General features: G+C 72.5%; 2 protein-coding genes (1 of these 2 only partly in view). Both read left to right on the plus strand.

Going from position 1 to position 24,342, the window contains the following annotated elements:
- Positions 1-17,190 (plus strand): non-ribosomal peptide synthase/polyketide synthase, encoded by a 17,190-nt coding sequence (locus OV427_RS45185; RefSeq protein ID WP_267862441.1) that lies wholly within the window; start codon positions 1-3, stop codon positions 17,188-17,190.
- Positions 17,183-24,342: the 5' portion of a non-ribosomal peptide synthetase/type I polyketide synthase gene (locus tag OV427_RS45190; protein WP_324290034.1), read on the plus strand. It continues 7,420 nt past the right edge of the window; 7,160 of the gene's 14,580 nt are visible here — the first part of the coding sequence; the start codon lies at positions 17,183-17,185; its stop codon lies beyond the right edge, outside the window. Before OV427_RS45185 ends, OV427_RS45190 begins: the two co-directional genes overlap by 8 nt.

The following is a 24,342-nucleotide window of genomic DNA, read 5'->3' on the forward strand; positions in this document are numbered from 1 at the left end:
ATGTCCCTTCCGCTCGCGCGAACCCCCCCGGCTGCGACCCTTCTGGAGCTGCTCGAAACCCGCGCTGGCTCGCTCGGCGAGCGGACGCTCTACACCTTCCTGGAGGACGGCGGTGATGACGCCGTCCTGAGCTACGCGGGCCTGCACCTGCGCGCCCGTCGCATCGGCGCGGCGCTGCAGACGCTGGCGAAGGCGGGCGAGCGGGCGGTGCTCCTCTACCCGCCGGGCCTGGAGTACGTCGCGGGCTTCTTCGGCTGCTTGTACGCCGGGCTGGTGGCCGTACCCGCGTACCCGCCGGACCCCATGCGGCTGGAGCGGACGCTGCCTCGCCTGCGCGCCATCATCCGCGACGCGCGCGCGAGCGTCGTGCTCACCACGTCCTTCATCCAGGAGATGGGGGAGGGGCTCTTCGAGGGGGCGCCGGAGCTGGCCGCGCTGCGCTGGGTGGCGACGGATGCGCTCCCCGAGGGCACGGAGTCGGGGTGGAAGCGCCCGGAGCCCGCGTGGGACACGCTGGCGTTCCTCCAGTACACGTCGGGCTCCACCGGTGACCCGAAGGGCGTGCAGCTCAGCCACGGCAACCTGCTGCACAACCTGGGGTTGATCTCCCACGCGTTCGAAGTGCGCGACGACAGCGTGGGCGTCATCTGGTTGCCGCCGTACCACGACATGGGACTCATCGGCGGTGTCCTGCAGCCGCTGTACGCGGGCTTCCCCGTGGCGCTCATGTCGCCGCTCGCCTTCCTGCGGCGCCCGCGCTTCTGGCTGGAGGCGCTCTCGCGCTTCGGCGGCAGCATCAGCGGCGGTCCCTGCTTCGCCTTCGACCTGTGCGTGCGGAAGGTTCCACCCGGTGAGCGCGAGGGGCTCGACTTGCGCCGGTGGGAGCTGGCCTTCTGCGGCGCCGAGCCCATCCGCCCGGAGGTGATGTCGCGCTTCACCGAGGCGTTCGCTCCCGCCGGGTTCCAGGGCGGAGCCCTGTATCCCTGCTACGGCCTCGCCGAGGGAACGTTGATTGCCTCGGGTGGGCGCAAGGGCGAGGGCGTGCTCACGCGCACCTGGGACGCGGCGGCCCTGGAGCGCAACGAGGCCGTGGAGGTTGTCGAGGGGCCCGGCTCGCGCCCGCTGGTCGGGTGCGGTGGGGCGATGCCGGACCAGACGCTGCTCGTCGTGGACCCGGAGACGCGCCGTCCGTGCCCGCCGGAGCGGGTGGGCGAGGTCTGGGTCTCCGGCCCGAGCGTCGCGCATGGCTACTGGGAGCGGCCCGAGGAGAGCGAGGCGGCCTTCGGCGCGACGCTCGCGGACGACGCGAGTGGGAAGCGCTTCCTGCGCACGGGAGATCTGGGCCTGCTGCGCGACGGCGAGCTGTTCGTCGTGGGCCGGCGCAAGGACCTCATCATCCTGCGCGGGCGCAACCTGCACCCGCAGGACCTGGAGCTGTCGCTGGAGCGAAGCCACTCCGCGCTCCGGCCTGGCTGCGGCGCCGCGTTCTCCATCGAGGTGGCGGGCGAGGAGCGGCTCGCGGTGATGTACGAGGTGGACACGCGCAAGCCGTGGACGCCGGAAGAAGTGGTGGCCGCCGTGCGCCGGGGCCTCTCCGAGGCGCACGAGGTGCAGCTCCACACGCTCGTCCTCATCGAGCCCGGTGCCCTGCCCAAGACGTCCAGCGGGAAGATTCAGCGCCGTGCCTGCCGCGCGGAGCTGCTCGCCGGGACGGCCCGGGCGGTGATGACGTGGAGCGAGTCGGATGCGGGGGAGGGGAGCGCGCCCGCCGTTGCTCCCGTCGCGCCCACGCAGCCGACCACCGTCGAGGAGCTGGAGACGTGGCTGCTGTCGCGCATCGCCGGCCGGCTCCGCGTCCCTCGGGAGTCGCTGGCGCGCGACGTGCCAATCACGTCCTTCGGCCTGGACTCGCTGGGTGCCGTCGAGCTGTCGAACGACCTCGAGTCCCTGGGCACCGTGCTCCGCATGGAGGTCCTGCTCCAGGGCCCCACCGTGGAGGCGCTCGCGCGCACGCTCTTCGAGGCTCGCGGCGCGGCGGCCGTTCCGGCGCTGGTCCATGGTGACGATGCGCGCCCGGCTCCGCTCACGTCCGCGCAGCAGCGGCTGTGGCTCTTCGAGCAGCTCCATGCCGGCAGTCCGGCGTACCACCTGCCCGCGGCGGTGCGGCTCAGCGGGGCGCTGGACGAGGACGCGCTGGAGCGCGCCTTCGCGGCCATCGCGGGCCGGCACGCCGTCCTTCGAGCCACGTTCCGCGAGGAGGACGGCACGCCCTCGCAGCTCATGCCGCCCGGGCTGTCGCCCTCGATTCGACGCGTGGACCTTCGCGAGACCCCAGCGGAGCGCGAGGCGGCGGCGCTCCGGCTGGCGCGGGAGGAGGCTCGCGCTCCGTTCGACCTCGCGCGGGGGCCGCTGCTCCGGCTCACGCTGCTTCGCCTCGACACGCACGAGTACCTGCTCGTCGTGGTGCTGCACCACATCGTCTCGGATGGCGGCTCCTTCACCGTCCTGGCGCGCGAGCTGAGCGCGCTCTATGCGGCCTTCTCCTCCCAGGCCGAGGCTTCGCTGCCGCCGCTGCCGTTCCAGTACCCGGACTTCGTGCGCTGGCGCCGCGAGCGCGACGAGGACGCCGCGAGCGCCGCGTCGATGGAGTGGTGGAAGCAGCGACTGGCGGGGGCTCCGGCGGCGCTGGAGCTTCCGACGGACCATGCGCGCCCGCCCGTGCCGTCCTACGGAGGCGCCCGGATTCCACTGCACGTTCCCGAGGTCCTCACGGCCCGGCTGGAGGCACTCGGCCGGGGTGAGGGCGCCACGCTCTTCATGACGCTGGTCGCGGCCTTCCAGGTGCTGCTGTCGCGCCACTCGGGACAGGACGACCTCTGCATCGGCACTCCCGTCAATGGAAGGGAGCGGGCTGGGCTGGAAGGACTGATTGGGTGCTTCCTCGACCTGCTCGTCCTCCGGGGCTCGCTGGCCGGTGCGCCGCGTTTCCGTGAGCTGCTGGGGCGCACGCGCGAAGCCACGCTCGAGGCGTTCGCGCATCGGGGTGTCCCGTTCGAGCGACTGGTGGATGCCGTGCAGCCCGCGAGGGACCGTTCCCGCGCGCCGCTGTTCCAGGTGCTGTTCGTGCTCCAGCCGGAGCCTGGTGCGGCGCTCGCGCTGCCAGGGCTGGACGCCCGCCGCGTGGAGGTCGACCCCGGCGCCACGCCCTATGACCTGACGCTCTCCCTCGCGAGGGGCGCGAGCGGCCTGGAGGGGTGGCTCGAGTACGCCACGGACCTCTTCGACGCGCCCACCGCCCACCGGATGGCGCAGCGGCTCCAGGTGTTGCTGGAGGCCGTTGCCGTCAATCCCGATGAGCGCATCTCCGCGCTTCCGCTCCTCCCGGAGTCCGAGCGGCGTCAGGTGCTGGTGGACTGGAACGACACGCGCACGGACTTCGAGGAAGCGTGCATCCACACGCTCATCGAGGCCCGGGCCGCGCGCTCGCCGGAGACGGTGGCCGTGGTCTGCGGGGACGTGGAGCTCACGTGGGGCGCGCTGAACCGGCGGGCCAACGCGGTGGCGTGGCGCCTGCGCGAGCAGGGCGTGGGGCCGGAGTGCGTGGTCGGATTCTGCGCGGACCGCTCGGTGGACCTGGTGGTGGGCCTGCTGGGCATCCTCAAGGCGGGCGGCGCGTACCTGCCGTTGGACCCGTCGTACCCCGAGGCGCGGCTGGCGCTCATGCTGGAGGACGCGGCGGCGCCCGTGGTGCTCGCGCACCGGCACCTTGCGTCGGCGTTCCAGTCCGGTGGGCGCGCCGTGGTGCTGGTGGATCCTCCCAGCGGTCCCGACGAGGCGGAGGCGCCTCCCGCCTGCGGCGTGGGGCCCGACAACCTCGCCTACGTCCTCTACACGTCCGGCTCCACCGGGCGGCCCAAGGGCGTGCTGATTCCGCACCGCAACGTCTCCAGTTTCTTCACCGGCATGGATGCACGCGTGGGCGCCACGCCGGGGACGTGGCTCGCGGTGACGAGCGTGTCCTTCGACATCTCCGTGCTGGAGCTGCTCTGGACGTTGTCGCGAGGCTTCAAGGTCGCCGTGCAGGGAGAGCAGGGCGCCCTGGCCGCGGCTCCGCGCCGGGCGACCGCCGCGCGCCGCAAGCCCCTGGGCTTCAGCCTCTTCTACTTCGCCGCGGATGACGTGACTCCGGGCGCGGAGCGGTACCGGCTGCTGATGGAGGGCGCCCGCTTCGCGGACAGCCATGGCTTCGAGGCCGTGTGGACCCCCGAGCGGCACCTGCATACCTTTGGCGGGCTCTACCCCAGCCCGGCGCTGACGAGCGCGGCGGTCGCCGCCGTCACCCAGCGCGTGGACGTCCGCGCCGGCAGCGTCGTCCTCCCGCTGCACCACCCGGTGCGCGTGGCGGAGGAGTGGTCCTTCGTCGACAACCTGTCGAACGGGCGCGTGGGCATCTCCGTGGCCGCGGGCTGGCACGCGGATGACTTCGTGCTCGCGCCCGAGCGGTACGCGGAGCGCCGCGAGGAGGCCCGGCGCGACCTGGACCTCGTGCGCCGGCTCTGGCGCGGCGACGCGGTGCAACTGCCCAACGGCACCGGTGCTCCCGTCGAGGTCCGCATCCGTCCCAGCCCGGTGCAGCGCGAGCTGCCCATCTGGCTCACCGCCGCCGGCAACCCGGACACCTTCCGCGACGCGGGACGCATGGGCGCGGGCGTGCTCACGCACCTGCTCGGCCAGCGCTGGGAGGAATTGCGCGAGCGTATCACCCTCTACCGCGAGGCGTGGCGCGAAGCCGGCCACCCGGGCGATGGCCACGTGACGCTGATGCTCCACACCTTCGTTGGGCATGACGTGGAGCGCGTGCGTGAGACGGTGGAGGGGCCGCTGCGCCGCTACCTCACCAGCTCCGCGGACCTGATGCGGGGGCTGGGGCGCACGCTTGGCGTGGACCTGGACCCGAAGTCCGTTCGTCCGGAGGACCTGGACGCGCTGGTGGAGCGGGCCTTCTCGCGCTTCTTCGAGAGCGGCGGCCTCTTCGGTACCCCGCGCTCGTGCCGTGAGCAGATTGCCCGCATCGACGCGCTCGGCGTGGACGAGGTGGCGTGCCTCATCGACTTCGGCGTGGACACGGACACGGTGCTGGCCCACCTGCCCGCGCTGGATGCCGTGCGGCAGCGCTGCGAGCGCGACTTCATGCTCCAGGGCCGTGACGGCGGAGCGGTGCCCGCGCAGTTGCGGCGGCACGGCGTCACGCACCTCCAGGTGACGCCTTCGCTCGCGCAGGCGCTGCTGCTGGAGCCCGACGCGACGGGCGCGCTCGCGGGCCTGGAGCGGATGCTGGTGGGCGGCGAGGCGCTCCCGGTGGAGCTGGCGGCGCGGCTGCGGGACACCGTGGGCGGGGCGCTGCTCAACATGTACGGCCCCACGGAGACCACCATCTGGTCGTCCACGCACCAGGTGGGCCAGGAGTCGGGGCCGGTCCCCATCGGGACGCCCATTGCGAATACCTCGCTCTACGTCCTGGATGCGGAGCTGCGGCCGACGCCCGTGGGCGTTCCCGGTGAGCTGTTCATCGGCGGCGCGGGTGTGGCACGCGGCTATCACGCCCGGCCGGAGCTGACCGCCGAGCGCTTCCTGTCGGATCCGTATGGCGGCCATGCCGGGGCGCGGATGTACCGGACGGGAGACCGCGCGCGCTGGAGGGCAGACGGCACGGTGGAGTTCCTGGGGCGCGTGGACCACCAGCTCAAGGTCCGTGGCTTCCGCGTGGAGCCGGGGGAGATTGAAGCCGTCCTCGCGCGGCACCCTGGTGTGCGGCAGGCGGTGGTGGTGGCACGGGAGGACGTGCCCGGGAGCGCGCGCCTGGTGGCGTACGTCGTTCCCCGGCCCGACGCGACGCTATCCGAGGACCTGCTGCGGACCTTCGCGCGGCGCTCCCTGCCCGAGCACCTGGTGCCGTCGAATGTCGTATCGCTGGACGCGTTCCCGCTGACGCCGAATGGCAAGGTGGACCGCAAGGCGCTCCCGGCGCCCGAGGGCGTGCGGGCCACGGCCCGCGAGTACGTCGAGCCCCGGACGGAGACCGAGCGGCGCGTGGCGGAGCTGTGGTCTTCGCTGCTGGGCGTTCCGCGCGTCGGAGCGGAGGACGACTTCTTCGCACTGGGCGGGCACTCGCTGCTCGCCACCCGGGCCGCGTCGCGGCTCCGCGAGTCCTTTGGCGTGGACCTTCCGCTGCGCGAGCTGTTCGAAGCGGCCACCCCGGCGGCACTCGCCGCGAGGCTCGAGGTGCTTCCGCGCGTGGTGTCCCGGGTGCCACCGCTGGTGCCTCGTTCCCGCGAGGGCGCGCTGCCGCTGTCCTTCGCGCAGCAGCGGTTGTGGTTCCTGGAGCAGCTCGAGCCGGGCGGCGCCGCGTACAACGAGGCGGTGGTGGTGCGCGTGGACGGGGCGCTCGATGTGGCGGTGCTGGAGCGCTGCCTGCGCGAGGTCATCCGGCGCCACGCCATCCTCCGCGCCATCTTCCGCGACGAGGATGGCAGGGCCGTCCAGCGCCTCTCCCCCGACGTCCGGCTCGCGCTGGCGCGGGTGGACCTGACGGCGCTCCCCGGCGCTGCCCGGCCGGCCGAGGTTGAACGGCGGGTGGGGGAGGAGTCCCTGCGCTCGTTCGACCTCGCGTCGGGCCCGCCGCTGCGTTCGATGTTGTTCCACCTGGACGCGCGCGAGCACGTGCTGCTGATCGTGCTGCACCATCTCGTGTCGGACGGGTGGTCCCTCGGCGTGCTGGTGCGCGAGGTGGCGGCGCTCTACCGAGTCTTCTCCGCGGGTCGTGATTCGCCGCTGCCCGAGCCGGCGGTGCAGTACGTGGACTTCGCCTCGTGGCAGCGCGAGTGGCTGCGCGGGGACGCACTGGAGTCGCAGCTCGCGTACTGGCGGGCGCGACTGGATGGTGCGCCTCGGGCCCTGGAGTTGCCCACGGACCACCCACGCCCCGCCGTGCGGAGCAGCCAGGGGACGAGCCGGAGCACGCTGCTGGGCACGGAGCTGTCCCGGCAGTTGAAGGCGCTGGCGCGGCATGAGGGGGCCACGCCGTTCATGGTGATGCTCGCGGGTTTCTCCGCGCTGCTGTCCCGCCATGGCGGTCAGGACGACCTGTGCGTGGGCACGCCCACCGCGGGCCGCGACCGCACCGAGGTCGAAGGGCTCATCGGCTGCTTCGTCAACACGCTCGTGCTCCGGGTGTCGCTCGACGGAGCGCCGACGTTCCGCGAGCTCGTGGGCCGCGCGAGGGAGACCGTGTTGGGCGCCTTCGCGCACCAGGACGCGCCCTTCGAGGAGCTGGTGAAGGCGCTTGCGCCCGAGCGTGATCTGGGGCGCAGCCCGCTCTTCCAGGCGATGCTGGTGCTGCAGGAGGACCCGCTGCCGGAGCTCTCCCTGCCGGGCCTGCGGCTGCGCGTGCAGGAGCAGGAGAGCCGCACGGCCAAGTTCGACCTGCGACTCATGCTCACGGACACGCCCGACGGCTTCGCGGCGACCCTGGAGCTGAGCACCGACCTGTTCGAGCCGGACACGGCCTCCCGGCTGCTCGGGCACTTCCGGGCCCTGCTCGAGGGCGCGGTGCGCGAGCCGGAGCAGCGCGTGCACGACCTGGTGCTGCTGACGCCGGCGGAGCGGCAGTGGGTGCTCGTGGAGTGGAACGACACCGCGCGGCCCCGTGCGGACGGTGACGTCCTCCACCGACTCGTCGAGGCACAGGCGGACCGCACGCCGGACGCGGTGGCGGTGGGCTTCGAGGGCTCGTCGCTCACCTATCGCGAGCTGGACCGCCGGGCGAATCAGCTCGCGTGGCACCTGCGCGCCCGGGGCGTGGGGCCGGATCGCCTGGTGGCGCTGTGCGCGGAGCGCTCCCTGGAGCTGGTCGTGGGGTTGCTCGGAATCCTCAAGGCCGGCGCGGCCTACGTGCCGCTGGACCCCGAGTATCCGCGCGAGCGGCTGGAGTACATGCTCGCGGACGCCGCGGCGCCGGTGCTGCTCACGCAGGCCCGGCTCGCGTCGGGGCTCCCTCGTGGGGACGCGGCGGTGGTGTGCCTGGACTCGGACTGGGAGGCGGTGGCTCGCGAGCGCGAGGACCGGCCCCCTGTCACCGTGGACGGTGCGGGGCTCGCCTACGTCATCTACACGTCGGGCTCCACGGGGCGGCCGAAGGGCGCGATGAACTCGCACGCGGCCATCTGCAACCGGCTGCGCTGGATGCAGGAGGCGTACGGCCTGGACGCGAGCGACCGCGTCCTCCAGAAGACTCCGTTCAGCTTCGACGTCTCCGTCTGGGAGTTCTTCTGGCCGCTGCTCACCGGCGCGCGGCTGGTGATGGCGAAGCCCGGCGGGCACCGCGAGCCGGCGTACCTGACCGACGTCATCTCGCGCGAGCGCATCACCACGCTGCACTTCGTGCCGTCCATGCTCCGGCCCTTCGTGGAAGAGCCCGGGCTGGCGGAGTCCTGCGCCAGCGTGCGCCGTGTCTTCTGCAGCGGGGAAGCACTACCGTCGGACTTGCGCGACCGCTTCTTCTCGCGACTGGGCGCGGAGCTTCACAATCTCTACGGCCCCACGGAGGCCGCGGTGGACGTGACGGCGTGGGCCTGTGTCCGCGAGGACCGGCGCCCGCTCGTTCCCATCGGCCGGCCCATCGCCAACGCGCGGATGTACGTGCTGGATGCGCGCCTGCGTCCGGTGCCGCCAGGTGTGGCCGGCGAGCTGTACATCGGCGGCGAGCCCCTCGCGCGTGGCTATTGGCGGCGGCCCGAGCTGACGGCGGAGCGATTCATTCCGGATCCGTTCTCCCCCGTGTCGGGGGGACGGCTGTACCGCACCGGCGACAAGGCGCGCTTCCTGGCGGACGGGGCCCTCGAATACCTGGGCCGGCTGGACGACCAGGTGAAGGTGCGTGGCTTCCGCATCGAGCTGGGAGAGATTGAAGCCGTGTTGTCGCAGCACCCGGGCGTCCGCGCGGCGGCCGTGGCGGTGCGCGAGGACGTGCCGGGGGACCGGAGGCTCGTAGCCTACGTCGTGGGCATTTCAGGCTCCGACCTGCGGACGTTCCTCTCCGAGCGGCTGCCCGAGCACATGGTGCCGTCGACCTTCGTCGCGCTCGATGCGCTCCCGCTGTCGCCCAGCGGAAAGCTGGACCGGCGAGCGCTTCCCGCTCCGGAGCGGGGTACGGCTCGCGGAGGGGCTGACTTCGTGGAGCCGCGCGGAGAGCTGGAGCATCAGCTCGCGCGCATCTGGGCGGGTGTGCTGGGTGTGGAGCGCGTCGGCGTGAATGACCGCTTCTTCGAGCTGGGCGGCGACTCCATCCTCGCGTTGCAGGTCATCGCCCGGGCCCGGCAGGCGGGCCTGCACCTCACGGCGCGGCAGCTCTTCCAGCACCCGACGGTGGCCGGGCTGGCCCAGGTGGTGGTGCGCGGCCGGAGGGCGGAGGAGCAGGGCCCGGTGGTGGGGCCCGTGCCGTTCACGCCCATCCAGCGCTGGTTCCTGGAGCGGGAGCTGCCCGAGACGCACCACTTCAATCAGGCCCTGCTGCTGGAGTTGCGGGAGCCCGTCGGTACGGAGGCGCTCGCGCGGGCGCTGCGGGCCGTGGTGGACCACCACGACGCGCTCCGGCTGCGGCTGACGCGGGGCCTCGGAGCCTGGGAGCAGTCGTGCGCGGAGCCTGGTCGCGATGTGCCGCTGCGTCGGGTGGACCTGTCCGCGCTTCCCGAGGCCGAGCATTCCCGCGAGCTGGAGCGCGTCGCCACGGAGACCCAGTCCGGACTGGACCTGGGCGAAGGGCTCCTCCTGCGCGCGGTGCTGTTCGACCGGGGCGCGGGGAGGACGGGCCGGCTGCTGCTGGTCATCCACCACCTGGCGGTGGACGGCGTCTCCTGGCGTGTGCTGCTGGAGGACCTGGAGACAGCGGTGAGACAGGCAGGCCGGGGCGTGCCCGTGGTGCTCCCGGCGAAGACGACGTCCTTCCAGTCCTGGGCGAGGCGGCTGGAGCTGCATGCGGCCTCTCCGGCGGTGGCGGACGAGCTGCCGTTCTGGCGGGAAGAGGCCGCGGACGTGGCCGCGCTCCCCAGGGACCTGCCAGGTGGAGTGAACACCCAGGGAACGGAGCGCACCGTCACGGTGGTGCTGGAGCCCGAGGTGACGCGCGCGCTGCTTCGCGGTGCACGCGGTGGCGTGGATGACCTCCTCCTCGCAGGTGTCGTGAAGGCCCTGGCCCATTGGACGGGACAACGCCGGCTGCACATCGACGTGGAGTCACACGGGCGCGAGGAACTGTTCGAAGACGTGGACCTCTCGCGCACGGTGGGTTGGTTCACCGCGCTCTATCCGGTGCGGTTGGAGCTGCCGGACTCCGTTGAACCCATGGCGGCGCTGGAGTCGGTCCGCTCCGCGCGTGAACGGCGCGCGGGGCGGGGTCTCGGCCATGGCCTGTTGCGCTACCTGCGCCGCGAGGACGAGGCCGTACAGGTGTCCTCTTCCGAGGTCCTCTTCAACTACCTCGGTCAGCTCGACGCGGGTGCTCGTGAGTTGTCGCTGTTCACGCTGGCCTCGGAGTCCACCGGGCCTTCCCAGGGAACGCGTGGACTCCGGAGCCATGTCCTGGAGGTGGTGGCACGCGGAGTCGGCGGGCGGCTGGAGCTGGCGTGGCACTACAGCGAGGCGTTGCATGCCCGGGAGACCATCGAGGCCCTCGCGCGAGACTGCGCGGGCGCACTGGCGAAGCTCGCGGACTCCGTGGCGACGGCCGAGGAGCGCCACCCGCTATCGTCGCTCCAGCACGGGCTCCTGTTCCAGGTGCTGCTGGAGCCCGGCACGGAGGCGTACTTCGAGCAGTTGAGCTGGACGCTCGCCGGGCCGCTCGACGTGGACGCGCTCCGGAACGCCTGGGTCGCCGTGGTGGAGCGCCACTCCGCGCTCCGCACGTCGTTCCTCCATGACGGATTGGAAGCTCCGCTCCAGGTGGTGCGCGCGCACGTGACGCTTCCCTGGCAGGAGCTGGACTGGCGCGGTGTTCCCCCCGAGGAGCAGCGAACGTCGCTGCGGTCCTTCCTGCGCGAGGACCGCGCGAAGGGCTTCGACCTGGCCCGCGCCCCACTGATGCGCCTGTCGGTCATCCGGCTGGAGGAGGGCGCCTGGCGCTTCGTCTGGAGCTTCCACCACCTGCTGCTGGACGGCTGGAGCCTGGCCCGCGTGCTGAGCGAGGTGCTGGACGCGTACGCCGTGCTCGCGCGCGGAGGTACGTGGCAGCCCCGCGCCGTCGTGGACTTCCGCGCCTACGTCGAGTGGCTGAAGCATCGGAACCCGGATCAGGACGAGGCCTTCTGGCGTGACCAGCTCGCGGGCCTCGACGCGCCGACGCCGCTGCCGGCGGAGGGCGGCACTCCGGACGCTCGTGGCTCGGGTGAGTGTGAGGTGTCCCTGGCCGAGGCGGACACCGTCGCGCTCCAGGACTTCGCGCGGCGCCATGGGCTGACGCCGAGCACGCTGGCGCACGGCGCGTGGGCACTGCTGCTGTCGCGATACGGCGGCGGGACGGACGTCGTCTTCGGGACGACGCTCGCGGGCCGGTCGGCGGAGGTGCCGGGCATCGATGAGGCTGTGGGGTTGTTCATCCACTCGCTTCCTGTCCGCGCGCGGGTGCGCCATCAGGCGAAGCTCCTGCCGTGGCTGCGTGAGCTCCACGGCGTGCTGATGGAATTGGGGCAGCGCGACCACGTCCCGCTGACGCAGCTCCAGGGCTGGAGCGAGGTGCCCCGGGGCACGCCCCTGTTCGAGAGCCTGCTCGTGTTCGAGAACTACCCGGTGGACGCGGCGCTCGCACGTGGCGCGGCCGGGCTGGAGCTTCGCGACGTCGAGATCTTCGAGCGCACGCACTACCCGCTGACCGCCGTGGCCCTGCCGGGCCGCGCGCTCCGGCTGAAGTTGCAGTACCGCACGGACCGCGTCCAGGGCGCGGCCGCCTCGAAGCTCCTGGAGCACTGGCGGACGCTGCTGCGCGGGATGATTGCCGAGCCAGAGCAGCGGCTCGGTGACGTGTCCCTCCTCTCCGAGGCCGAGCGCCAGCGGGTGCTGGTGGAATGGAACGCCACGCGCACTGGGTACCCGCGTGAGCGCTCGGTGCACGCGCTGTTCGACGCCCAGGCCTCACGGACGCCCGAGGCCGTCGCGGTGGTCTACGGCGGCACCGTGCTCACCTATTCGGAGCTCGAGCAGAGGGCGAATCGGCTGGCGCACCGGCTCCGGGCGCTCGGCGCCGGACGGGGCGCCACCGTGGGCCTCTGCGTGGAGCGCTCCGCGGACCTCGTCGTGGGAATGCTCGGCATCCTCAAGGCGGGCGCCGCCTACGTGCCGTTGGACCCTGCGTATCCCCGTGAGCGGCTCGCGTGGATGCTCGCGGACGCGGGAGCGCCGGTGCTGCTCACGCACGAGCGGCTTCGGGACGCACTGCCCGCGGAAGGCGTGCGGGTGCTCGCGCTGGACGGGGAGGGCGCGCTCGAAGGGATGCCGACGACGGCTCCAGAGTCAGGCGCAGGCGCGGAGGACGCGGCCTACGTCATCTACACCTCCGGCTCCACCGGCACGCCCAAGGGCGTCTGCGTGCCCCACCGGGCCGTGGTTCGCCTCGTTGTCGAAACGGACTTCATCCAGTGGCAGCCGGAGGACCGCGTGGCGCAGGCGTCCAACGCCTCGTTCGACGCGGCCACCTTCGAAGTCTGGGGCGCGCTGCTCAACGGCGCGCGGCTGGTGGGCGTGGACCGCGAGACTGCGCTTGCTCCGACGGCGTTCGCCGCGTGGCTGCGGCAGGAGGGCATCCGAGTCCTCTTCCTCACCACGGCGTGGTTCAACCAGGTCGCGGCCGAGGTGCCGGACGCCTTCCGTGGAGTGCGGCAGCTCCAGGTCGGAGGCGAGGCCGTGGACCCGAGGCCGGTGCGCCAGGTCCTCCGCGACGGCCCACCCGAGCGGCTGCTCAACGCCTATGGCCCCACGGAGAGCACCACCTTCTCCACGTGGCACCTCGTCACCGAAGTACCGGAGGGTGCGACGACGATTCCCATCGGCCGGCCGCTCGCGAACACGGAGCAATACGTGCTCGACGAGGCCATGGCGCCGGTGCCGCCGGGCGGGGTGGGGGAGCTATGGCTCGGAGGGGACGGACTGGCCTGGGGTTACCTCGGCCGGCCGGAGCTGACGGCGGAGCGCTTCGTGCCACATCCGTTCAGCACGACGCCGGGAGCGCGGCTGTATCGGACGGGCGACCGCGTCCGCCTCCTGCCGGACGGCGAGGTATCCTTCGTCGGACGCGTGGACACGCAGGTGAAGGTGCGCGGCTTCCGCGTGGAGCCGGGCGAGGTCGAAGCGGCGCTGCAGCGGCACCCGGCGGTGCGGCAGGCCGCCGTGCTCGCGCGCGAGGATGCCGTGGGCGGCTCGCGGCGCCTCGTGGCGTACGTGGTTCCCTCGGCGGACGGCGCCAGTTCCTCGGACCTGCGTGCCTTCCTCACCGAGCACCTGCCCGCGTACATGGTGCCCTCCGTCTTCATGATGCTGGAGCGCCTGCCCCTCACGCCCAACGGCAAGCTGGACCGGCGCGCGTTGCCGGAGCCCTCGCGCTTCGAGTCCACGGAGGAGCCGTCCGCGCGCTCCACCGCACCTCGTGGGCCCGAGGAGGAGCTGGTCGCGGGACTCTTCGGCGAGCTGCTCGGCGTCCCGCGCGTCGGGGCCTACGACAGCTTCTTCGACCTGGGTGGGCACTCACTGCTGGCCACGCGCGTCGTCGCGCGAATCCAGGCCACGTTCGGCGTGTCCCTCTCGCTGAAGGAACTCTTCGAGGAGCCGACGGTGGGCCGGCTGGCGGAGCGCATCCGCGCGGCCCGTCAGTCCTCCGAAGCCACACGGCCGCCGCCCATCGTCCCCGTGCCGAGAGACCGCGCCCTGCCGCTGTCCGCGATGCAGGAGCGACTGTGGCTGCTGGAGCAGCTCCAGCCCGGCACGGCCCTCTACAACGTTCCCTGGGCCGCGTGGATGGAGGGCCCCCTGGACGTCCCCGCCTTCGAGCGGGCCCTGGCCGCGCTGTTCCTCCGCCACGAAGCGCTGCGGACCACCTTCTCGAGCCACGCGGGCGAGCCGGCGCAGGTCATCCACGCGCAGGTGCCTGTCTCCCTGCCGGTGGTGGACCTGCGCAACCTCACCGAGAACGAGCGTGAGGCCGAGGCCCTGCGCGCCGCGTCCGAGGAGGCCCGCCGCCCATTCGCCCTGGCCGAAGGGCCGCTCCTCCGCGCGCTGTTGCTGCGCACGGGAGAGACACGGCACCTGCTCGTCCTGACGCTGCACCACATCGTCTCCGACGGCTGGTCCCTGGGCGTGGTCATCCGCGAGCTGTCCGCGCTGTACGGCGCAGAGCTGCACGGACGGCCGTCGCCGCTGCCGGAGCCCGTGCTCCAGCCCGCGGACCATGCCGTGTGGCAGCGCGCGTGGCTCCAGGGCGAGTCGCTCGATGCGCAGCTGCGGTACTGGCGCCAGCAGCTCGCGGGGGCACCGCCCGTCCTGGAACTGCCCACGGACTTCCCGCGCCCGAGCCTCCAGCGCTTCCGCGGAGACACCCTCGGCGTCCACCTGCCGGCCGCGCTGTCCGAGAGCTTCCGGGCCCTCTGCCGCCGTGAGGGCGTCACGCCCTACATGGGCCTGCTGGCCGCCTTCCAACTCTTGCTGTCCCGCGTGTCGGGCCAGGAGGACGTGTGCGTGGGCTCGCCCATCGCCGGCCGTCACCACCCGGGCCTCGAAGACCTCATCGGCTTCTTCGTGAACACGCTGGTGCTGCGCACGCGGCTGGGAGGCAACCCCACCTTCCGCGAGCTGCTCGGACGCGTGCGCGACACGACGCTCGACGCGTACTCCCACCAGGACGTGCCCTTCGAGAAGCTGGTGGAGGCCCTGCAGCCGCCGCGCAGCTTGAGCCATGCGCCGCTGGTGCAGGTGGTGCTGGCGCTGAACGAGGGCACGCGGCCGGACATCGCGCCCGAGGGACTCTCCCTGCGCCCGGTGGACCTCGCCTCCGGCACTGCGAAGTTCGACCTCACGCTGTCGCTCTTCGACGGCTCGGACGGACTCACGGGCACGCTGGAATACGACGCCGACCTCTTCACGCGGGCCACGGCTTCGCGGCTGATGACCCAGCTGCGCGTGCTGCTGGAGGGCGCGGTGGCGGACGCCGGGCAGCGCGTGGGCGACCTGCCGATGATGGACACGGCGGAGCGTCAGCGGCTGCTGGTGGACTGGAACGACACCGCGGTCGACTTCCCGCGCGAGGCCTGCCTCTCCGAGCTGTTCGAGGCCCAGGCGGCGCGGACGCCCGACGCCATCGCCGCCGAGTGCGAGGACGCCCGGCTGACCTACGGCGAGCTGGACCGCCGCGCGAACCAACTGGCGTGGCACCTGCGCGGACGTGGCGTGGGCCCCGGGACGCCCGTGGGCCTGTGCGTGCAGCGCTCACTGGACCTCGTGGTGGGGATGCTCGGCATCCTCAAGGCGGGCGGCGCCTACGTGCCGCTGGACTCCACGTATCCGCGCGAGCGGCTCGCCTTCATGGTGGAGGACACGCGCCTTCCCGTGGTGCTCGCCCAGCGCTCCGTGCTGGAGCTGCTGCCTTCCGGAAGCGCCACGGTGGTGCTGCTGGACGAGTCCTGGAGCGAGATTGCGCGAGAGCCCGAGACCTCTCCGGGCGTGACGGTGCCGGCGGAGTCGCTGGCCTACGTCATGTACACGTCCGGCTCCACCGGGCGGCCCAAGGGCGTCTGCATCCCGCAGCGCGCGGTGGCGAGGCTGGTGCTGGGCTCGCGCTTCGCGCGCTGGGGGCCGGAGGAGGTGTTCCTCCAGCTCGCACCCATCTGCTTCGACGCTGCCACCTTCGAGCTGTGGGGCGCACTGCTGCACGGCGCGAAGCTGGTCCTCTTCCCGCCCACGACGCCCACGGTGGATTCGCTGAAGGACGTGCTGGTTCGCCATGGTGTCACCACGCTGTGGCTGACGGCCGCGCTCTTCGAGGCCATCTCCGCTGCCCGGCCGGACGCGCTGGACGGGGTGAAGCAGCTCCTCGCGGGCGGTGACGTGCTACCTCCGGCCGTGGTGCGCGAGCGGCTCGCGCGCGGTGGCGTCCTCGTCAATGGCTACGGCCCCACCGAGAGCACCACCTTCGCTGTCTGTCACGTGATGGAGGGCTCCATCGCGGAGGGGCCGGTGCCCATCGGCCGGCCCATCGCCAACACGCGGGTGTACGTGGTGGATGGTGGCCTGCGCCCCGTCCCGGCCGGCGTGCCGGGGGAGTTGCTCATCGGTGGTGAAGGCCTCGCGTGGGGCTACCTCGGGCGGCCGGAGCTGACGGCCGAGCGTTTCATCCCGAATCCGTTCGGCCCCGAGGCGGGCGGACGGCTGTACCGCACTGGTGACCAGGTCCGCTATCGCGAGGACGGGACGCTGGAGTTCCTCGGGCGGCTCGACGCGCAGGTGAAGGTGCGCGGCTACCGGGTGGAGCCGGGCGAGGTGGAGGAAGCGCTCCGCAAGCACCCGGCGGTAGCCGAGGCCGTCGTCGTGGCGAAGCCGGACCCCGCGGGCGGCAAGCGACTGGTGGCCTACGCCGTCCCCCGCCCGGGAGAGACGCTGGAGCCGCGCGTGCTGCGGACCTTCCTGGCGGAGTTGCTGCCGGAGTTCATGGTGCCCTCGGCGCTGGTGCCGCTGGCCGCACTGCCGCTGACGCCCGTGGGCAAGTTGGACCGGGCGGCGCTGCCGGAGCCCGACGTGGCCCGCCCGGCGGGAAGCACCTTCGCGGAGCCCACCACGGCGCTGGAGCGCCAGGTGGCGGAATTGTGGGCGAAGGTGCTGGGCGTGGAGCGCGTCGGTGTGGAGGACCACTTCTTCGCGGACCTGGGCGGCAGCTCCATGTCCGTGGTCAAGGCGTGCGCGCTGCTCCGGGACACGCTGCAGCGGGACGTCCCGGCGACGCGCTTCTTCGAGCACCCCACGGTTCGCGCCTTCGCCATGTCCCTGGAGCGGGACGGCGAGGCGGCGGACGTACAGGACAATGAGGCCCACGTGGATCGCGCCCAGCAGCGGCGGCAGGCGATCCGGCGGCAGGGCCGGCGAGGGAATCACGGCAATGGCTGAGGTTGACGACATGCAGGCCGAGGACACCGGGAACGACATCGCAATCATCGGCATGGCGGGGCGCTTCCCCGGTGCCAATGACCTCCGCGACTTCTGGCGGAACCTGCGCGAGGGCGTGGAGTCCATCTCCTTCTGGTCCGAGGAGGAGACGGAGCGCTCGCCGCTCATCCCCGAGGAGCTGTGGAAGCACCCGCGCTTCATCCGCGCCGGCGGCATCCTCGAAGGCGCCGACCGGTTCGACCACGGCTTCTTCGACATCCCGCTGCGCGAGGCGCAGTGGATGGACCCGCAGCAGCGCCTCTTCCTCCAGTCCGCCTGGGCGGCGCTGGAAGACGCGGCATATGACCCCGCGCGCTACAAGGGCCGCATCTCGCTGTATGCGGGCGCGGGCTCGACGGGGCACCTGCTGTCGCTGCTGAGCGAGGCCCGCAAGGACGGGGGCGCCGGGCTGGACCTGGCCACCTCCGGCCCGGAGAGCCTGGCGATGAAGGCGTCCTTCAAGCTCCAGCTCCGGGGCGAGAGCGTTGCCGTCTACACCGCGTGCTCCACCGGCCTCGTGGCCATCCACATGGCCTGCCAGAGTCTGCTGACGCGGCAGTCGGACATCGCGCTCGCGGGAGCGGTGCGCATCGCCAGTCCCCAGCGCACGGGCTACCTGCATCAGGAAGGGCTCATCTTCTCGCCGGACGGGCACTGCCGCGCCTTCGACCACCGCGCCGGTGGCACCGTGGCGGGCAACGGCGTGGGCGTGGTGGTGCTCAAGCCGCTGGCAGACGCGCTGCGCGATGGCGACCACATCCACGCGGTCATCAAGGCGTCCGCGGTCAACAACGACGGCCAGCAGAAGGTCGGCTACACCGCGCCCAGCATCGAGGGCCAGACGGAGGTCATCGCGGACGCGCTGGCCTACGCGGGACTCGGCGGCGACGACATCGACTACATCGAGGCCCACGGTACGGGCACGTCGCTCGGGGACCCCATCGAGATTGCCGCGCTGACCCGTGCGTTCCGGAAGACGACGGAGCGCAGGGGCGACGTCGCCATCGGCTCGCTCAAGACGAACCTGGGACACCTGGACGCCGCGGCGGGCGTGGCCGGGCTCATCAAGGTGGTGCTGTCGCTGAAGCACGGCGAGCTGCCGCCGAGCCTCCACTTCGAGCGCCCCAATCCGGAGATCGACTTCGCGAAGAGCCCCTTCTTCGTCAACACCACCCTGAAGCCGTGGCCGCGCGGAGAGTCCCCGCGCCGCGCGGGCGTCAGCTCGTTTGGCATTGGCGGCACCAACGCCCACGTGGTGGTGGAGGAAGCGCCCCTGGTGGAGTCGGGCACGAAGAGTTCCCGACCGTTGCATGTCGTGACGCTGTCCGCACGCACGCCGTCGGCGCTGGAGGCGATGGCGAAGGACCTGGCCTCGCACGTGGAGGCCACGCCAGGGCTCGCGCTGGAGGACGTGGCCTTCACGCGCAACCTGGGCCGGCATGTCTTCGAGCACCGTCGCGCCGTGGTGGCGGCGGATGGTGCCGAGCTGGCGGAGCGGCTGCGCAAGAACGCCGCGGTGGAGGCCGGCCGCAACCGCCGCGTGGCCTTCCTCTTCCCGGGGCAGGGTGCGCAGGCAGTGGGCATGGGCCGTGAGCTGCACGCGGCCGAGCCGGGCTTCCGCAAGGACGTGGACGCGGCGCTCGCCCGGTTGGAGCCGTCCCTCGCGGCGGAGGTGCGTGCGCTCGTGCTGCCCGTCTCCGGCCAGGAGGAGGCCGCGGCCCGGAAGCTGACGGACCCTCGTGTTGCGCTGCCCGCGCTGTTCATCGTCGAGCACGCGCTCGCCCGGCTCTGGATGTCCTGGGGCATCAAGCCGCATGCACTGCTGGGGCACAGCTACGGCGAATACGCCGCGGCCTGCGTGGCGGGCGTGCTGTCTCCCGAAGACGGCCTGCGGCTGGCGGTGGTGCGAGGCGCGCTGATGGCGCGGATGCCTCCCGGGGCGATGCTCGCGGTGGGGCTGGAGGAGGCGGAGCTTCTCCCGCTGCTCACGGAGGGGCTCGCGCTGGCGGCGGTGAACGGTCCGGGGCGGTGCGTCGTCTCCGGGCCCGTGGAGGCCATCACCCGGCTGGAGACCATGCTCTCCGGCCGGGGCGTGGGCGTGGTGCGCCTGCCCGCGGCGCACGCGTTCCACTCCAGCGCGGTGGAGCCGTTGATGCCGGACCTGGCGCGAGCGGTGTCCTCGCTGCGCCTCAAGGCCCCGGAAGTGCCTTACGTGTCCAGCCTCACCGGCACATGGATTCGCCCCGAGGAGGCCACCGACCCGACGTACTGGGCCCGGCAGATGCGCCAGCCGGTCCGCTTCGCCACGGGCCTGGAGGTGCTCATCGGCGACGGGTGCTCCGTCCTGCTGGAGGTGGGCCCGGGCACGGACCTCACGTCGCTGTGCCGTCCGCGTGCACGCGAGGAGAAGTCGCTGGTCGCCGTCCCGTCGCTGCGCCGTCGTCCGGCGGAGGGCGACTACCGCGGGCTGCTCCAGTCGCTGGGCGACCTGTGGAGCGCGGGCGTGGAGGTGGCCTGGGAGAAGTTCCACGGCGCGGAGAAGCGCCGCCGCGTCCCGCTGCCGACGTACCCGTTCGAGGAGAAGCCCTGCCGCCTGGAGTCGCAGCCGGTGCAGTTGCTGGCTCAGGCCGTGCCTGCTCCGAAGTCCCAGTCCGCCATTGCGGTGATGGCGGAGTCGCTCTCCGCCGCGGCCCTGCCCGTGCCCCCCACGTCCGCGGGGGAAATCCAGCAGCGCGTCATGGACATCTGGCGCGAGCGCCTGGGCGCGGTGGACATCGGCCCCGACGATGACTTCCTGGAGCTGGGCGGCAACTCGCTGATGGCGGCGCAGATGCTGACCCGCCTGCGTGAGACCTTCGCCGTGCAGCTCCCGCTGAGCGCGCTGTTCGAGGCGCCCACGGTGGCGGGCATCTCCCGGCGCATCGAGGCAATGCTCCAGCAGGCCCTCCCGGCGACGGGCGCGGGCGCACCCGAGGTGATGGTGCGCATCGACCGTGGCGGCGAGCTGCCGCTGTCCGTCGTGCAGGAGCGCGTCTGGCGGATGGAGCAGCTCGACCCGGGCAATCCGTCCCTCAACATGCCCCTCGCGGTGCGGCTGAAGGGGCCGCTCGACGTGGAGGTGCTGGAGCGGAGCGTCAACGAGGTCATCCGCCGGCACGAGATGCTGCGCGCCACGTACACCGTGGAAGCCGGCCGCGTGCGCCAGCGCTTCACCGCCGAGGTCCGCATCCAGGTGCCGGTGGTGGACCTGCGAGGACACGCCGGAGACCGCGAGGCCGAGGCGATGCGGCTGGCACTGGAAGAGGCGGTGCTGCCGTTCTCCCTGGAGCACGGTCCCATCGTCCGGGCCCGGCTGCTGCGACTGGCGGACGCGGAGCACCTGATGCTCCTCACGGTGCACCACATCGCGTCGGACACGCTGTCGATGGTGGCGTTCTTCCGCGAGACGGCAGTGAACTACCAGTCCTTCCGCGAGGGCCGTCCGGCGCCACTGCCGGAGCTGGCCGTGCAGTACGTGGACGCGGCCGCCTGGGAGCGCCGCTCGCTGGCCGGAGGCTCGCTCGCGGCTCAGGACGCCTACTGGCGTGAGGTGCTTGCCGAGCTGCCTCCCTTGCTGGAGCTGGCGTCGGACCGGCCGCGAGGCACGAACTCGCGCCTGCGCGGCGCCCGCTTCCCGGTGACCTTCTCGCGCGAGCTGAGCGCCGCGCTCTACGCCTTCAGCCACCGCGAAGGCGTGACGCCCTTCATGACGCTGCTGGCCGCGCTGTCGTCGCTGCTCGTCCGCTACTCGGGGCGCGAGGACATCGTCGTGGGCACGCCGGTGGGCAACCGCGCCCGTGGAGAGCTGGAGCCGCTCATCGGCTTCGTGGCCCATGCCATGGCGCTGCGCACCGACGTATCCGGCGACCCGTCGTTCCGCGAGCTGGTGGCGCGCGCGCGCGACGTCACCATCGGCGCGTCCAGTCACCAGGACGTGCCCTTCGAGCATCTGCTCCCCATCGTGGCGTCCGGACGCGACCCGGGCCGCTCGCGGCTCTGCGACGCGGCGCTCGTGCTGCATGCGCATGTCACCACCGCGGCTCCGTCCCTGCCGGGCATCGAGATGGAGCTGGTGGAGGTGCCGGGCACGCCCGCGCAGTTCGGCGCCACGCTGGGCGAGCTGACCCTCCTGCTGAACGAGAGCGCGGAGGGGACGTTCCACGGCTTCATCGAGTACGCCACCGAGCTCTACGACGAGTCGCGCATCTTGGTCCTCGCGGGGCACTTGCAGACGCTGCTCGGCGCGGTGCTCGCGGACCCGGAGCTGCGGGTGTCACGACTCCCGCTGGCGACGCAGGAAGAGCGGAGCCTGCCGGTGCGTTCGGTGGAACAGTCCACCGCGCCGGGCCTGCTGGCGCGGCTCGCGGCCCGGGTGGAGCGCACGCCGGACGCGGTGGCCATCAGCGCCGGTCCTCGCCGGCTGACGTGGCGTGAGCTGGCCGCGCGTGCTCGGGGCCTCTCGGCCCGGCTGCGGCGTGAAGGGGTGGGGCCCGAAGTCCCCGTGGCCCTGCGCCTGGAGCCGTCGGTCGAGGCGGTCATCGCGCTCTGGGGCGTGCTGGAGGCCGGCGGTGCCTGCCTTCCCGTCTCGCGAGGCGAGGTGCTGGAGCTGACGTCGCTGCTCCCGGCCAGGGGGCCCCGGCTGCTGCTGGTGGCCCGGCTTTCGGATGCGTCCTCGCTCCCGGCCGGTGTGAGCGCCGTGGTGGTGGACGGTGAGGCCGTGGAGGAGGGTGCGGCGCGCACCGTGCCTTCCGAGCAACTTGCGTTCATCGTGCCCGCGCCCGCGGCGATGGGTGGCCAGGGCCGCGTCATGCTGACCCATCGCAACGTTGCGCATCTGCTGGCGTCGCTCGACGCGCGCGTGGGGGCGGGTGAGGGTGAGGTATGGCTGGCGGCGGGGGGGCCCGCTTCGGACCCGGCGGGGCTGGATTTGCTGTGGGCGCTGGCGCGCGGCATGCGCGTCGTCCTCCCTCCCGAGCGGCTGGCCGCGCGCTTCGCCGTCCTTGGTCGGAAGCCGGACACGCGGCGTCAGCTCGACTTCAGCCTCTCGTACTTCGCCAACGACGAGGACTCGCTGGGCGAGGAGAAGTACGAGCTGTTGATTGAAGGCGCGAAGTTCGCGGACACGCACGGCTTCTCCGCCATCTGGACGCCGGAGCGGCGCTTCCACTCGTTCGGTGGCCTGTACCCGCAGCCGTCGGTGATTGGCGGCGCGCTCGCGATGCTGACGCGCAACCTGCGCATTCGCGCGGGTAGCGTGGTGCTGCCGCTGCACGACCCCATCGAGGTGGCGGAGCAGTGGTCCGTGGTGGACAACCTGTCCCGGGGCCGCGTGGGCATCTCGTTCGCCACGGGCTGGCACGCGAATGACTTCTCGCTGTCGCCGGACACCTACGCGCGGCGTCGCGAGGTCCTCATCGAGCGGCTGGAAGAGGTGCGGCGGCTGTGGCGCGGCGGCACGGTGAAGCGCCGCAACGGAGCTGGCAACGAGGTGGAGCTGGCGCTGCGGCCGAAGCCGAAGCAGGCGGAGCTGCCGGTGTGGCTCACCTCCACGGGCAACCCGGAGACGTTCCGCAAGGCCGGCGAGGTGGGCGCGGGCATCCTCACCAACGTGCTGGGGCTGGGCTCCAGCCTGGACGAGCTGGCGACGAAGGTGGCGCTGTACCGCGAGACGTACCGCAAGGCGGGACACGGTCCGGGGCGCGGCCAGGTGACGCTGATGCTGCACACCTTCCTCGGCCAGGACATGGAGGAGGTGCGCGCCGCGGTGCGCGAGCCGCTGAAGCAGTACTTCCGCAGCTCGGTGGACGTCTTCGCCAACCTCGTCTCCAGCCTCGGCAGCAACATCGACGTGCGCGGCCTCACGCCCGAAGACATGGAGGTCATGCTCAACCAGGGTGTGGAGCACTACCTGAAGGACGGCGGCCTGTTCGGCACGGTGGAGCACTGCGAGGCCATCGTCGAGCGCGTGCGCTCGCTGGACGTGGACGAGATTGCCTGCCTCGTCGACTACGGCGTGGCGCTGGAGCCGACGATGTCCAGCCTGCGCCTGCTGGACGTACTGAAGAATCGGTCCCAGGTGCAGCCCCTGCCCGAGGAGGCCTTGCTGGCCGAGGGCGACGCCGGGATGGGCGATCTGCTGGAGCTCGTCCGGGGCGAGGGCATCACCGCGCTGCGCTGCGCGCCGTCCCAGGCCCGGGCACTCGCGGAGCTCCCCGGTGCACAGGGCGCGCTCGAAGGGGTTCGTCTGTGGGTGCTGGGTGGTGAGTCGCGTGCGGCACAAGAGACGAAGGTTTCGGCCATCTCCGCCTCCGCGCGGAGCGTGGAGCTGGAGTCCTCCGTGCTCGGCGCGGCCTGGCCGTCGCACTCCGAAGCGCCCGTGTATCTCCGCGATGCCTCCGGCGCCCCGGTGCCACTGGGGGTCGTGGGAGAGCTGGCGCTGGGAGGCGCCGCGATTCCGCGAGGCTTCTGGAATGACGCCGAGGCCACGCGCGCAAAGCTCATTCCCATGCCGGGAGGAAGCGCGGAGGACCGCCTCTTCCTGACGGGACAGCGCGCCCGCTTCCGCAACGCGGGTGAGGTCGAGGTGGTGACGCCGTCGCGCGCCGCGAAGCCGCGCCGGCAGTCCAAGCCTCGCGACACGGTGGCAGCGCCGCCCGCGCCCGTCTCGGACGTGCCGGCGGCAACGGCCACGCCGGTGGTGCGCGTGTCGCGTGACCAGCCGCTGCCGCTGTCGTTCCCGCAGCAGCGCATCTGGGCGCTGAGCCAGCTCGACCCGGACGGCATCGCCTACAACAACACCGTCACGCTCCGCCTCGACGGCGTGGTGGTGGTTTCCCTGCTCGAGACGGCGCTCAACGAATTGGTGCGCCGGCACGAGGTGCTGCGCACCACCTTCGCGCTCGCGGAAGGCGGCGCCCAGCAGGTCATCGTTCCCTCCATGCCGCTGCGGCTGGAGGAGCGGGAGGCCCGTGGCGCCACGCTCGAGGAGCGTGAGGCCGAGGGACTGCGGCTGGCGCTGTCGGAAGCCCGCCGCCCGTTCGACCTGGTCCACGGGCCGGTGATGCGGGCCGTGCT

The sequence above is a fragment of the Pyxidicoccus sp. MSG2 genome, from assembly GCF_026626705.1.
Taxonomy (GTDB): Bacteria; Myxococcota; Myxococcia; order Myxococcales; family Myxococcaceae; genus Myxococcus.

Bases quoted from the DNA above. Each gene is read 5' to 3' on its own strand.
- OV427_RS45185 (WP_267862441.1), top strand. From the start codon at position 1: ATGTCCCTTCCGCTCGCGCGAACCCCCCCGGCTGCGACCCTTCTGGAG.